Here is a 14356-nt window from a genome sequence, read left to right on the forward strand (position 1 = left end):
AGACCGATTTGCACCGGGAATTGGCATTAAAAAACAAACGTCCGGACAACACTGACTTGCTGTGCAAGCTGGCGTTGCCCGGACGTTTTTACTGCCGTATCGAAATCATCAATGTGCGTATGGATTTAATAGCTTGCTTCTTCCTGAAACGATTGGATCAGGGGATAAAGGAAGCCGTTTTCGTCAAAGGCTTTCATGGCATCTTCATCTTCGGTTAATTGTTTGGTTGTTACCGTATTTTCCGCTGTTGGTGCGGCGATCGCCGGCACTTTTCCGAAGTTCCAGGAATACGTGTCAGATTCGAAAGCAATGGTGACCGGCTTGGCTGTCGGTTGATCGGTATTCTTGAGCGTCAGGGAAAGGTTTCCGATCTGACGAACAGGCATTTTGTTGTCGTCAACATAGTAATCCAGTTTCAACGTCAGATTTTCCAGACCTTCTTGTTTCGCCATTTCCACGATTTTATCCGGCGTATATTCTTTGCCTTCGGTAGCCAACCAGGTTTTCAATTGGGTCAATCCAAGATCGACCATCGCTGCTGCTTCCGCGCGTTTTTGCTCGGCTGAAACGTTTTGCGCGTCGCCTTCCGGAGCAAGCGAGTTGGTCAGGAGGAGGAATTCAACGGCAAATTGTTTCAGATCTGCGTTGGTGGTGGCATCTTGAGCGGCGAACAGCGCCATGTTGGCCAGTTCTTTCAGATCGAGCGTGAGCGCCACATGGGTTGCTTTAACACTTTCGCCAGTGGGCAGCTTTACTGTTTCTGTGCCCAGATTTTGTGCATCAGAGAACTGGTAACCAAATGTGCTGACATATTTTTTGGCAAAGTCGATGATCAGCTTGTTGGCTTGCTCTTGAAAACTTTTCAATTGTGCGGCATCTTCCGCAGCCAATTGTTCCGATGTATCCAGTTTCAAATATTTGCTGTCCAGCGGCGTTTTCAGATAGACTTCGTTATCGGCCGCCAACAGTTCGAGCGACGCTGGCTCATCTCCTGTCCACAGACCGTTTTCACGAAGCAGTTTGTCATCGTTTGCCTTTATGATAAATTTGGCGTTCTCCAGATCGCTTTCGGACCCGCTAATGGTCACGCCGGCGTGCAAAGCCTCCAGCAGCGCTTGTGCTTCTTCATTGTCCGGATCGTCAGCCAATGCCAGCAATGACTGGGGATCGCTCGTCAATTTGAGTGTTCCTTGAAATTGATAGTTGGGATTGTCGAGGGATGCGACAACGGATTGGCCAATTAAAGAGGTTTCACCGACGCAACCCGACAGGACAAAGGCAGCTGCTAAAAATAGAAAACCTAGTTTTTTCCACATAGCGTTTTCCTCCTTTTGTGTAATTTAATTCAGCGCGTAACAGCAAAGTACACGATTGTTAAGACGAAAAGGAAAGGAAAAAGTTTCACCAATTACCGAAAAAAATTGCAAATTGCCAATTCAAACCTCAATTTCATGTTAAGATGGTATGGTAAGAGAAACAAGTAATCGCTAACTAGAAAGGACGTTGCAAAATGTGGTCGTGGCTGAAAAAGCTATTGGATGTATTTGGAGAACCGGAGCGGGACGAGGCAGGCCAAACACCCGCTGCACCGACCACCCGTCACATACAAGTGCGCACGAAAAACATCTATCCGCGGGAACGTGTAAACGATCGCCAGCCAGTTCAAAGATACCAACAAAAGGAACGGAAATTCCGTTTTCCGGTCATCCCCGACAATGAACCGCAAAAGCGACCGGAACGGGACGATTCGCCCATTTCCATACATATGGCAAAACAGGAGGCGCGAGCGCGGGAAGCAAGCAAGCCCTATCGATCGCAAGCACAAGCGGAAACTTCACGCGAAGAAAAAACAAGCTATCGTCCCAGCGAGCTGATTTCTCCGATCCATGGCCGTTTAAAGGCAGAACAGCCGAAAACGAATAGAGAATTGTCAGCAGACCGGACAGATGCAGACTCGCAGCCTGACTCGCCAGCGCAATTTGCCCAGAGAGAACCGGCTCTTGCAGTCCGTTTTGTTCAGACGACACGACAATCCGAAACCGAGTTACCTTTTGAAGCTTTGCGGCCAAAGGCGGATGAAGGAGAGCGGGCCTTGCCGCCAGCAATTAAGCCGCTTCGCAATGTGGAGCATGGCGGCAGTGAGCAAGTTTACTCGAGCCAATCTCAACAGCAGGAGAACAGGGAAGAAAAAGAGGAGTCTGTCCATGCAGCACTGGAGCTGCGCAGAGCAGAGAAAGAATGGGCGGCCGTTGCCACTGAGGAATCCAAAGCGGTGGAGGCAGCACCCCAACAGACAGAGGGCGAATCGGCTGAGAACAGTCGGTTTTCGCCATCTGCGCCATCGATTGATTCAGCGGCGTTCATGACGAGTGTGACGACAGAAGCGGCAGCAGCGTTGGAGGAGCCTGTTGCCGAGCCGGAAGCAACCCCGGTGCTGCAGGAGTCTGTCGTCGAGCCGGAAGCAACCCCGGTGCTGGAGGAGCCTGTTGCCGAGCCGGAAGCAACCCCGGTGCTGGAGGAGCCTGTTGCCGAGCCGGAAGCAGAACCGTTACAGCAAAAATCGAAGCTGGAACAGCCGGTTGAGCAACCGGCCTACCGACTTCCCGGTCTGCACTTGCTCAACCCGTCACCGCCTGTGACCCAGGATTTTTATGAATATACGCTGGAGCAGCGCCAGCTGTTGGAAGAAACGTTAACCAATTTTAACGTCAGCGCTCAGGTGGTCGGAATCGTTAAAGGGCCGTCGGTGACCCGTTTTGAGGTGCAGCCGGCCCCCGGCGTCAAAGTGAATAAAATTACGACCTTGATCGATGATATCAAGTTGAATATGGCGGCCAAGGATATCCGGATTGAAGCGCCGATTCCCGGCCGAAACGCTGTTGGAATCGAAGTGCCGAATATCAAAAGCGAACCGGTATTCATCAGGCGTATTCTGGAGTCGGATAAATTTCTGCAGCATCCGTCTCCGTTGGCCATTGCCTTGGGGATGGATATCGGAGGCGAACCGATTGTCGCCGATATCAAGAAGATGCCGCACGGATTGATCGCCGGTGCCACCGGTTCAGGGAAAAGCGTTTGTATCAATTCGATCATCGTCAGTCTGTTATTTAAGGCAACTCCTGAACAAGTGCGTTTGCTGCTGATCGATCCCAAAATGGTCGAACTCGCTCCTTACAATCATCTGCCTCATCTGGTAACGCCGGTAGTCACAGATGCCAAGCAGGCCACCGCCGCGTTGAAGTGGGCGGTCGAGGAGATGGAGAAGAGATATGCTTTGTTTGTGGAAGCGGGAGTGCGGGATATTGACCGGTATAACCTGACGACCGACGAGCCGCTGCCTTTTGTGGTCATTGTTATTGACGAGTTGGCTGACTTGATGATGGTTTCTCCGCAAGAAGTGGAAGACTGCATTATCCGTATTGCCCAAAAGGCGAGAGCTTGCGGCATTCATCTGCTGCTGGCGACCCAGCGTCCTTCGGTCGATGTGATCACGGGCAATATTAAAGCAAACGTGCCAAGCCGGTTGGCATTTGCCGTCTTCTCTCAAGTCGATTCGCGGACTATCCTGGATCAGTCTGGCGCGGAACGGTTGCTGGGACGCGGGGACATGCTTTTTTTGGAAAGCGGAGCGGCGCCGATTCGGCTGCAGGGGAACTATGTCTCCGATGACGAGATCGAGCGGGTTGTCCAGACGATCAAAAAACAGCGAAAACCGGAATACCTCTTTAGCAAGGAGGAATTGGAACAGTCCGTTCATTCATACGATTTGGGCGAAGATCCGCTGTTTTTCGAGGCGTTGCTGTTCGTGACGGAACAAGGCCAAGCTTCCGCATCGGCATTGCAGCGTCGGTTCCGCATCGGATACAACCGGGCAGCCCGGCTGATCGAGATGATGGAAACAGAGGGGTATGTAGCCGGCCATAGCGGCGGAAAGCCTCGCGCGGTCTTGATTACGCGGGAAGATGCGCAAGCTTTGAGCGATGGCACGAGCCTGCTGTAATTTGTGATGGAAGGGAGTTCCCTGTTGACAACAGGGAACTCTTTTATTTTGGCGCGGATTCCAGTATACTAAATAGAACGATATTTCATCTGGTGAAACAGAAAAGGAACGGTACCATGTCAATTCAGTGACGCGATCGGCACTTTTGTGTGAAAAAGCGGCCGGTTGCTTCAAGGGCAGGTGAGAAAATGGAAGAACAAAAATCGACGGTGCGGGCCGTAGAGCGTGCACTGGATATACTGTTATGCTTTACCGAGGCGACCAACCTGGGATTGAGCGAGATCGCCAGTCGTCTGGATTTGCATAAGAGCACCGTCCACCGGCTGTTGGCCACTTTGGAAGCCAAAGGCTTCGTTATCCGTAATCCACAGACGGAAAAATACCGCTTGGGCTATCGGGTTTGGGAATTATCAGCCAATTTGACCCATCCTGATGATCCCGCCATTCTGGTGTTGCCGGAAATGGAACGTTTGCGTGACCTGGTCGGGGAGACGATCAGCTTGTACGTCCGCGATGGGCTGGAGCGGGTGCGCATCCAGGCTGTTCAAAGCAATCATCCAGTACGGCGGGTTGCTCCAATCGGGGCCCGTATGCCTTTAACGGTTGGCGCATCCAGCAAAGTGCTGGTTGCTTATGCCGATCCGGAGATTCAGCAGGAAGTGCTGTCCGAGCAAAACTGGCCGGATAACATCGATCGACAGGCTTTTAGCCAACAGCTGGAACAGATCAGAAAACAAGGGTATGCGACCAGTGTGGAAGAACGGGAATTGGGCACAGCCGCGCTGTCAGCCCCGATCTTTAACCATAATGGCAAAATGGTTGCCGCTCTCGCCATCTCGGGACCGTCCAATCGGCTTACCGCAGAGAAAATGACGGAATACGCCATCCCGATGATCGAAGCCGCCACTCGCATGGGCAATATGGTCCAATAATAGCAAGTTCAATGCCGGAGTTAATCCGGCTTTTTTATTAGGAGGGTCTTGCCTGTAACGGATCAAGCCCTGACAACGTCATTATTTAGAGGGGTGGATTGAAATGAAAAGAATCGGATTGATCGGTGGCATGAGTTGGGAATCGTCTGCCGAATATTATCGGTTGATCAACGAGGAAGTGAAGCGCAGACTCGGCGGATTGCATTCTGCGCAATGTTTGTTGTATAGCGTTGACTTTGCAGAGATTGAGCGTTATCAGGCGGAAGGTCAATGGGATTTGGCCGGCAAATGTTTAGCGGATGCGGCTCTTTCTTTGGAACAAGGAGGGGCGGACTTTCTCCTGATCTGCACAAATACGATGCATAAGGTGGCCGCTTCTATTGAAGGAACTGTCGGCATCCCGCTCTTGCATATCGCCGATGCCACGGCATCGCAAATTAAAAAACAGAACATTCGTACGATCGGGTTGTTAGGCACCAAATATACGATGGAGCAGGACTTTTATAAAGCGCGCCTGGAAGCAAGCGGACTGAAGGTAATCGTTCCGCAACAGGCGGACCGTGAACTGGTAAACAAGATCATTTATGAGGAATTATGTTTGGGAAAAATCGTGCCGTCCTCGAGAGTAGCATACAAACAAGTCATCCAGCGTCTTGTGGAAAGCGGAGCGGAAGGAATCGTTTTGGGATGTACGGAGATCGGCTTGTTGATAAATGCAGAAGATTCAGAAGTACCCCTCTTTGATACAACCCGAATCCATGCGGCTGAAGCGGTAAAATTGGCTTTAGCCTAAGAAAATGAAACTGTCCAAAAGTCCAGCGGAAAGCAAAGGGTGAGGATAACGGCGGAAAGCAAAGCATGGCATAGCCAAAGGGGGATTGATTTCATGGCAAGAAGAGGGAGAGTGAATGTTCGGCCGAGTCGACCGGCGTCACTGGCTGGAGTCATTATTGGGATTGTGTTTATTTTCATTGGGATCACTCAGGTTATCCCGACGTTTGGCGCGTTCGGCTTTTTATGGACACTGATTGCCTGTGTGATTACCGGCATGAGCGTGTATCAACTGTTTACAAACAAAGGGATGACCTCCTATGAGATCGATTTGGAGGGGAATAGCGCAACAGGTCAGCCGCCTGGCGTTGCCAGCGATTTTGACAGCCGTATGCGCAAAGTGGAGAGTCTGTATCGCGACGGAGTGATCAATCGGGAAGAATACGAGCGGAAACGGGCGGAAATCATGCAAGAGCGATGGTAACAAAAGTGATGGTCAACAGAAAAAAGGCAGCGGGGCCATTCCCCACTGCCTTTTTGTCTTGCGGCAATTAGCCGACGGACACTTGGTCATCCAGCAATTGACGGAGCACAGTTTGCAGAATCCCGCCATTGCGATAGTAGTCGACGTCAACCATGCTGTCCAGACGAACGATCACATCGAAATCGAAGGTGCTGCCGTCTTGGCGAGTGCCTCGTACGGTGACTTTTTGACCCGGTTGGATGTTATCGTTCAAGCCAAGAATATCAAATGTTTCTGTTCCATCAATGTTGAGCGACTTCCAGTTGGTGCCTTCCACAAATTGCAGCGGAAGCACACCCATGCCGACCAGATTGGAGCGGTGAATCCGTTCAAAGCTTTCCGCAATGACCGCTTTCACACCCAACAGGAATGTACCTTTTGCAGCCCAGTCGCGGGAGCTTCCGGTACCATATTCTTTTCCGGCCATAACCACGAGCGGCGTGCTGGATTCTTTGTATTTCATAGCCGCATCGTAGATCGACATAATTTCGCCGGTAGGAATATATTTGGTCACGCCGCCTTCGGTGCCAGGAGCAACCTGGTTGCGAATGCGAATGTTGGCGAACGTACCGCGCATCATCACGTCGTGGCTGCCGCGGCGTGCGCCGTAAGAGTTGAAGTCTTTGCGTTCCACGCCATTTTCTTGCAAGTAGCGGCCAGCCGGACTGGTCGGCGAAATGTTACCTGCAGGCGAGATATGGTCGGTTGTTACCGAATCGCCGAACAGAGCAAGCGTGCGCGCTCCTTTGATTTCTTCGATATGGCCTGCTGCTCCGGTCAGGTTTTGGAAGAAAGGAGGCTCTTGAATGTAAGTGGATTTTTCATCCCATTCGTACAGTTCGCCTTGCGGTGCGTCGATTTCATTCCATGCTTTGTTTGCTGTGTACACTTGACCATATTGAGAGCGGAATACTTCCGGATTCATCGCTTTATCCATTGCTTCCGCAAGTTCTTCCTGAGTCGGCCAGATATCTTTCAAGTAAACCGGTTGGCCATCTTTGCCAATGCCGATCGGTTCCTTGGTCAAATCGATGTCCACGGTTCCAGCCAGGGCGTAGGCAATAACCAATGGCGGGGAAGCCAAGTAGTTTGCTTTTACTTGCGCGTGAATACGGCCTTCAAAGTTACGGTTACCGGACAATACGGCTGCTACCGTCAGATCATTGTCAGCGATCGCTTTGCTGGTTTCTTCAGGCAATGGACCGGAGTTACCGATACAGGTAGTGCAGCCGTAGCCGACTACGTTAAAGCCAAGCTGGTTGAGCGGTTCGATCAGCCCGGTATCGATCAGGTATTGGGTAACTACGCGAGAGCCTGGAGCGAGCGAGCTTTTTACAAACGGCGGTTTTTTCAGCCCTTTTTCCACCGCTTTTTTCGCTACGATCCCTGCGCCCAGCATAACGCTTGGGTTAGACGTATTGGTGCAGGAAGTAATCGCCGCGATCACGATCGATCCTGTTTTCAATACCGCTTTTTCGCCGTTTGGATAAGTTACTTCCGCTTGGCTGGCGATTTTTTCTTCGCTCAAGGCAAAGCCGCCTTTTTCAATTGGTGCACGCAAGCTGGTATTGAAAGACTCTTTCATGTTAGTCAGCTCTACGCGGTCTTGCGGACGTTTTGGACCGGACAAGCTCGGTACGACTGTAGACAGATCCAATTCGATTGTTTCCGAGAAGACCGGATCGGGAGTATCGTCCGTGCGGAACAAGCCTTGCGCTTTGGTGTAAGCTTCGACAAGGGCAATTTGCTCATCATCGCGTCCGGTTTGACGCAGATAGTTCAATGTTTCCGCATCCACAGGGAAGAAGCCCATCGTTGCCCCGTATTCCGGCGCCATGTTGGCAACGGTAGCGCGGTCAGCCAGCGAGATGTTCGACAAGCCAGGACCGTAGAATTCCACGAATTTCCCTACCACGCCGCGTTTGCGCAAGATTTGCGTAACGGTGAGAGCGAGGTCGGTCGCGGTCGCGCCTTCGGACAGCGTACCGGTCAGTTTGAAACCGACAACTTCCGGGGTAACAAAGTAGAGCGGCTGTCCTAACATACCGGCTTCTGCCTCGATACCGCCAACGCCCCAACCGAGTACACCCAGACCGTTAATCATCGTCGTATGGGAGTCGGTACCAACCAGCGAGTCAGGGAAGGCAACCACTTCGCCATCGGACTCACGGGTAGCAACAACCGTTGCCAAATACTCGAGGTTTACTTGGTGGACAATCCCGGTAGCCGGTGGTACGGCGCGGAAATTGTCAAAAGCGGTTTGCGCCCAGCGAAGGAAGCGATAGCGTTCGCCGTTCCGTTCAAATTCCAGTTTCATGTTTGCCTCAAGGGCTTTATCGCTACCAAACTCGTCAACCATGACAGAGTGGTCAATAACAAGATCAACAGGCACGAGCGGGTTAATCCGTTCCGGATTGCCGCCGGCGCGTTTCATCGCAATCCGCATAGCGGCCAGGTCGACAACTGCAGGAACACCCGTAAAGTCTTGAAGAACGATGCGAGCGGGCATAAGAGGAACTTCCTGGTTGCTGTCGCGTCCTTTGGTCCAGTTGGCCAATTGATTTACGTGCTCTTTTGTAATCGCTCTGCCGTCAAACTGACGGATAGCAGCTTCCAATAAAACTTTAATGGAGAAAGGCAGCTTGGAAACTTCGCTGAAACCTTGCTCTTCCAACCCTTGCAAGCGGTAATATTGATACGTTTTGTTACCCACTTGCAACGGCGACTTGACCGAGAAAGCATCTTTCTTTGCCATTGCAATAACCTCCTTAGATCTACTGCTGTTTCGTCTGATGAAACTCAGTTTCGTTTTCGTAACTTCAACCATATTATACTCGATTTATTGTTAGTCTTCTACCCTATTTTCATAAATTGTTCAAAAATCGTCATACGTAACGAGATCCATGTCGGACACATAGCTTAAGACAGCGCTGCGCTACGCACCGATATACCTTGCGTGCAAGCTGCGGGCTGTACTGATGTCATCTGTCCCTTGTACCAACACTCGTCCATCAGGGAAAATGACCAAGGTATAGGGGTCTTGGTGAAAACGCAGCAAAAATTTGTTTCGCTCTACTTGCCCCAGAGGGCGGAGACGCTGTTCCAGCACGTCGAGCTCAAAACGGGTGCCGTCAACCGGGCTGATTTGTACGGAGTTGCGCCCGCAGAGGGAAACAGCCAAATCCTCCTGACTGGACAAATTTAAATAGGAAAATTCCTGTTTGCCGCAGGCCGGACAATCGCTGCGCCGCGCTTTGCCAATGCCGATTTGCTGCTGCTGGTTCCCCCACAAATCAAAATGGGTCAACGTCTGCGCAAGCGCTTCGGTAGCGCCTACCAGCAGTTTGAGCGCTTCCGTCGCTTGGTACGAAGCGACCACATGGATGATCGGCCCGATCACGCCAGCGGTGTCACAAGTTGGCATTTCCCCCGGATTGGGCGCTTCCGGAAACAGACAGCGCAAGCAAGGCGTCTCGCCCGGGCGGATGGTGGCATACATCCCTTTTGCACTGACGGCACCGCCATAAATCCAGGGAATGCCGTGTTTGACACAGACATCGTTGATCAAATACCTGATTTGAAAATTGTCCGTCGCGTCCAATACCAGATTGACGTCTGTCAGCAATGTCTCCGCGTTATAAGGTGTAACATCGGCTACGACAGGCTCCAGCTCAACTTCCGAATTGATTTTGCGTAATTTCTCATAGGCGGCGATAGCCTTGGGAAGGTGTTGACGCGCATCTTCCTCATCATAGAGCATCTGCCGCTGCAAATTGCTCGGTTCCACAAAGTCCCGATCGATCATACGAACAAATCCGACGCCTGCTCGTACCATATGATTGGCCAGGACGGTGCCCAGCGCACCCATGCCTACGATGGCAACACGGCTCTGCAATAATCTCTCCTGACCAGTTTTACCAATCGGGGCAAATAAAATTTGGCGAGAATAGCGGGTATCCATTTCGCTCCGTCTCCTTTCCCTAGTCGGCTGGGGCTAGCGGATTCCATGGACCGAGCTGATGTCCTTTCCACTCGCTGCCGTCTTCCCAGATTTCTTTTTTCCAGATCGGCACAATCTGTTTTAATCGTTCGATCGCGTATCTTCCGGCTTCGAACGCTTCATTGCGGTGCGGAGTTGCAACTGCAATAATAACGGCAATCTCTTCGATGGCCAGTTCGCCGATCCGGTGGTGCATCGCGACTTCCACGCCCGGCCAACGCGCTTCCATTTCCTCGGCAATTTGCTTCATCTTTTGTACGGCCATCGGAGCATAGGCTTCATAAGAGAGGTAGACGGTCCTTTGTCCTTGCGTAAATTCGCGGACGGTTCCGACAAACGTCAAAATCGCTCCGGCATGGGGATTGGAGACGAGCGACAGCAATTTATCTGCACTCAGCGGTTGCTCGGTAATCAAAAAGCGGCTGTCTTCGCCGCCGCTGACCGGGGGCAAAATGGCAATTTCATCCGCAGCGTTGACCACGGACTCCGGTCCAGCGTATTCCTGATTTAATGAAACAAAACAGGAGGGAAGCAGCTTGGCCAGTTCCGGATAATCCGCGCTGATCTGTTCCAATAATTTGCTTACCGTCGAACCGTTCGGAATCTGCGCAATAATTTCCCGTTTCCCGGCACGTTCAGCCAGACTGGCAAACAATAACACCTTGACCTGCATATCGACTCCTCATTTCCCGTTGTTCTTTTTCCGCATGATTTGCTTCAGCATGGGTCCTTACCGATGACGATAACATAAACCGCCAGACACTGCCAGATTTTGAAGTGCAGGTGAAACCGGGGAATTGATTTTCCGTCTGGCGCAGTTTAAGGTAGAGTAGTACATTGTGTTGCAGAACGGAGGCCAAAAACGGTGATGAGTGATCCATTAACGCACTTTAATGAACAGCAGCGGGCACAAATGGTAGATATTTCCGAAAAGAATGTCAGCAAACGGGTAGCCGTTGCGCGCAGTCAGGTGAAGATGCGCCCGGAGACATGCCAACGAATACGCCAGGGAGCGGTCGAGAAAGGGGACGTGCTGGCGGTCGCCCAAGTGGCGGGGATTATGGCTGCCAAGAAAACGGCGGATTTGATCCCGATGTGTCATCCTTTGCCCTTGACCGGAATCGACCTGCAGTTTATGTATGAAGGAGAAGATACGCTGGCAGTGGAGGCGACGGTTAAAACGACCGGGAAAACGGGGGTCGAGATGGAAGCGTTGACAGCTGCCAGCGTAGCGGTGCTGACCATCTACGACATGTGCAAAGCGATGGATAAAGAGATGGTGTTAGGCCCAACTTATCTGGTCAGCAAAACAGGCGGAAAAAGCGGCGATTTTCAACGTGCCGCCCAGCCTTAGGCAATATTGTGGAATTGCAGTGAACCGGCGTCGCCATTAACAGCAAAAGCGAGGAAGCAAAATGATGGGGAGTTTACGCGCCTATCCACGAAAGATCTGGATGCTGGCCGCAACAGGAATACTTTATGCAACAGGAATGGCCTTTATTTGGCCAATGGTGACGATTTATATCCACGATGTATTGGGCAAGTCTTTGTCCGTCGCGGGGATGTTGCTTGTTTTTAATCAAGGCGGCTTTCTGACGGGCAGTCTCGTGGGCGGTCTGCTGTTTGACCGTTGGGGAAAATTGCGAACAATTGTCGCGACTACGGTGTTAGGCGCTGTTGTTGCCATTATCATGGGCAGTTGGCAAAATTTCTATGTATACGGCGCCATGCTGGCCCTCAACGGCTTTTGTTCGGGAGTGATGTACCCGGCCATCTATGCGTTGACAACCATTATTTGGAAGGAAGGCGGCCGGACGGCGCTGAATATGACCTATGTCGCCATTAATGTCGGCGTGGCGGTCGGTTCAGCGCTGTGCGGGATTGTCGCCGAGCTGTCCTTTACCTGGACGTTTTACGGAAATGCGATTCTCTATGGAATCGTGTTGGTGATGTTTATCGCCATGCTGCGAAATCGACAGGAATCCCCGGCGACTGGAGCAAAGGAAGAAATCTACACGATCGAACCGATCGAACCCGTGCCTGTTCCCGCCAAGCGGCCGTGGGTAACGCTGGGGATGCTTTGCTTCGGTCTTATTGTCTGCTGGATTGCCTATGTGCAATGGCAAACCGTGATTGCCACCTATATGAGCTCGCTTGGCATATCCTTATCCAGTTACAGCATGCTATGGACGATCAATGGACTGCTGATTTTGGTGGGACAACCGCTGACCAAATGGCTGATCCGCTTTGCTTCCGATGTGAAGCAGCAGATTGTGCTGGGCTCGATTATTTTTGCCTGCTCCATGCTGCTATTGACCCAAACGACTTCGTACACGGGGTTTTTGGCGGGCATGATCATTATGACGCTGGGAGAAATGCTTGTTTGGCCGGGAGTTCCGACGATCGCTGCCAGACTGGCGCCCCCGGGAAAAGAAGGCCAGTTCCAGGGAATGGTCTCCGGTGCATCTTCCGCCGGACGGATGGTCGGTCCGGCCCTGGGCGCTGTCTTGTTTGAATCGTTTTCGGCATCCGTGCTGTTTTTGGCAATGGCTTTGTTATGTCTCCTCGGTGCAGTTTGCTTTTACAGCCATGATCGGCTGCGGCGGCGGACGTCAGAAAACGGGAACTCGATTCAGGCGAAGACGGAGAGTTTTTGATTGCGGGCACGAAAAAGGCAGCCGCTTTTTCCGGGGATTGACATTGTCGGCTTCCGCTCGTACTATATTAGTGATGAAAATTGAACAGCCTTTTGTACTTATCATGAGCGGCGAAGGGACCTGGCCCGATGAAGCCCGGCAGCGGATCTTGCAAGCGAACGGCTGACAAGATGCTGTGCCAATTCCAGCAGGATAATCCTGACAGATAAGGACGCGCTACAGTCTTGTACCCCCTTTTTTCTGTATGGAAAAAAGGGGTTTTTTAAATGAATGGGAAGGGAAGACATGACGCATGCGAATTCAACACGCTTCAATGGTAGACAGGCTACCTACACAATTTTTTTCAACGATGGTGGCAAAAGTGAATAAAGTCATTGCCGCCGGTCACGATGTAATCAATTTGGGACAAGGCAATCCTGATTTGCCTACGCCCCCGCATATCGTGGAAGAACTGCAAAAACAGGCGGCCAATCCGCTGCATCATAAATATCCGCCATTTCAGGGACACCGTGAACTAAAAGCAGCGATTGCTCATTGGTATAAACAGGAGTTTGATGTTGACCTTGATCCGGATGAAGAAGTGGCAATCTTGTTCGGCAGCAAAACCGGACTGGTGGAAATTTGCCAGGTGTTGTTGAATCCCGGAGATGTTGCATTGGTTCCAGATCCCGGTTATCCCGATTACTGGTCGGGAATCGCCGTTGCCGATGCCAAAATGGTGCTCATGCCGCTTCGCGCGGGCAACCGCTTTTTGCCCGATTACGGCGAATTGTCCCCGGAAGACGTAGACAAGGCGAAACTGATGTTTCTAAATTATCCCAACAATCCGACGGCGGTTAACGCGCCTGTGGAGTTTTTTGAAGAAACGATTCGTTTTGCGCGGAAAAATGAAATCGTGGTTTGTCACGATTTTGCCTACGGAGCGATCAGCTACGATGGCAAAAAACCGGTCAGTTTCATGCAGGTACCGGGCGCGAAAGAAGTCGGAGTCGAGTTTTACACCTTGTCCAAAACATACAACATGGCCGGCTGGCGCGTAGGAGCGATGGTAGGGAACCGGGAATTGGTCCGCCTGATCAATCTTATCCAGGACCATTATTTCGTCAGTCTGTTTGGAGCGGTCCAAATGGCTGCGGTTCGCGCTTTGACCGATTCGCAAGCGTGTGTGCGAGATTTGGTCGGGATTTATGAGAGCAGACGCAATGCCCTCTTTTCCAGCCTGGATCAAATCGGTTGGAAGGCTGCGCCTTCGCAAGGTTCCTTTTTTGCCTGGCTCCCCGTTCCTGCTGGTTACACCTCTGCAGAATTTGCAGATATCCTGCTGGAGAAAGCGCATGTGATGGTGGCGCCGGGGATTGGCTTCGGCCCAACCGGAGAAGGATACGTGCGAATCGGATTGCTTTCGACTGAGGAACGCCTGAAGGAAGCGGTTCAGCGCATTCATACTCTCGGTTTGTTTCAATAACCGGTTTC

At 51.5% G+C, this 14356-nt stretch carries 11 protein-coding genes and 1 riboswitch; of the genes, 7 read left to right on the forward strand and 4 right to left on the reverse strand.

The window, feature by feature from the left end; all coding sequences use genetic code 11:
• Nucleotides 1–125: 125 nt before the first annotated feature.
• Nucleotides 126–1316, reverse strand: a complete 1191-nt coding sequence (locus JOD01_RS11710) for a hypothetical protein (protein ID WP_204518512.1) — start codon at nucleotides 1314–1316, stop codon at nucleotides 126–128.
• 194 nt (nucleotides 1317–1510) lie between these two features.
• Here JOD01_RS11710 and JOD01_RS11715 point away from each other — a divergent pair, with 194 nt between their 5' ends.
• From JOD01_RS11715 to JOD01_RS11730, 4 genes are all read left to right on the forward strand, one after another.
• Complete coding sequence (locus JOD01_RS11715) at nucleotides 1511–4000, forward strand: DNA translocase FtsK (protein ID WP_204518513.1); 2490 nt, start codon at nucleotides 1511–1513, stop codon at nucleotides 3998–4000.
• Nucleotides 4001–4188: 188 nt separating this feature from the next.
• The gene (locus JOD01_RS11720) at nucleotides 4189–4932 is read left to right on the forward strand and encodes an IclR family transcriptional regulator (RefSeq protein WP_204518514.1); all 744 of its coding nucleotides are present in this window, start codon (nucleotides 4189–4191) and stop codon (nucleotides 4930–4932) included.
• A gap of 103 nt (nucleotides 4933–5035) precedes the next feature.
• The gene (locus JOD01_RS11725) at nucleotides 5036–5725 is read left to right on the forward strand and encodes an aspartate/glutamate racemase family protein (protein WP_204518515.1); all 690 of its coding nucleotides are present in this window, start codon (nucleotides 5036–5038) and stop codon (nucleotides 5723–5725) included.
• Between the two features lie 93 nt (nucleotides 5726–5818).
• Entirely contained in the window at nucleotides 5819–6187 is a 369-nt protein-coding gene (locus JOD01_RS11730; protein ID WP_204518516.1) for an SHOCT domain-containing protein, read from the forward strand.
• 67 nt (nucleotides 6188–6254) lie between these two features.
• Here the strand turns inward: JOD01_RS11730 and acnA are convergent, their stop codons facing one another.
• The 3 genes from acnA to moaD form a co-directional block, all read right to left on the reverse strand.
• Nucleotides 6255–8981, reverse strand: a complete 2727-nt coding sequence (acnA, locus tag JOD01_RS11735) for an aconitate hydratase AcnA (RefSeq protein ID WP_204518517.1) — start codon at nucleotides 8979–8981, stop codon at nucleotides 6255–6257.
• Between the two features lie 180 nt (nucleotides 8982–9161).
• Entirely contained in the window at nucleotides 9162–10187 is a 1026-nt protein-coding gene (locus JOD01_RS11740; protein ID WP_204518518.1) for a ThiF family adenylyltransferase, read from the reverse strand.
• A gap of 19 nt (nucleotides 10188–10206) precedes the next feature.
• Complete coding sequence (gene moaD, locus JOD01_RS11745) at nucleotides 10207–10899, reverse strand: molybdopterin converting factor subunit 1 (RefSeq protein WP_204518519.1); 693 nt, start codon at nucleotides 10897–10899, stop codon at nucleotides 10207–10209.
• Between the two features lie 195 nt (nucleotides 10900–11094).
• On the opposite strand from moaD, the gene moaC reads away from it, so the two are divergent.
• The 3 genes from moaC to JOD01_RS11760 all read left to right on the forward strand — a co-directional run bounded on the left by moaC (nucleotide 11095) and on the right by JOD01_RS11760 (nucleotide 14348).
• Complete coding sequence (gene moaC, locus JOD01_RS11750; protein ID WP_204518520.1) at nucleotides 11095–11580, forward strand: cyclic pyranopterin monophosphate synthase MoaC; 486 nt, start codon at nucleotides 11095–11097, stop codon at nucleotides 11578–11580.
• A 64-nt stretch (nucleotides 11581–11644) separates the two neighbouring features.
• Nucleotides 11645–12883 carry an MDR family MFS transporter gene (locus JOD01_RS11755; protein WP_204518521.1) on the forward strand — a complete coding sequence of 413 codons (1239 nt, stop codon included), beginning with the start codon at nucleotides 11645–11647 and terminating at the stop codon, nucleotides 12881–12883.
• Between the two features lie 95 nt (nucleotides 12884–12978).
• A riboswitch (SAM riboswitch) is annotated at nucleotides 12979–13095 on the forward strand.
• 80 nt (nucleotides 13096–13175) lie between these two features.
• Nucleotides 13176–14348, forward strand: a complete 1173-nt coding sequence (locus JOD01_RS11760; protein WP_204518522.1) for a pyridoxal phosphate-dependent aminotransferase — start codon at nucleotides 13176–13178, stop codon at nucleotides 14346–14348.
• The last annotated feature ends 8 nt before the right edge of the window (nucleotides 14349–14356 follow it).

Source organism: Brevibacillus fulvus (assembly GCF_016908525.1).
Lineage (GTDB): Bacteria > Bacillota > Bacilli > Brevibacillales > Brevibacillaceae > Brevibacillus_G > Brevibacillus_G fulvus.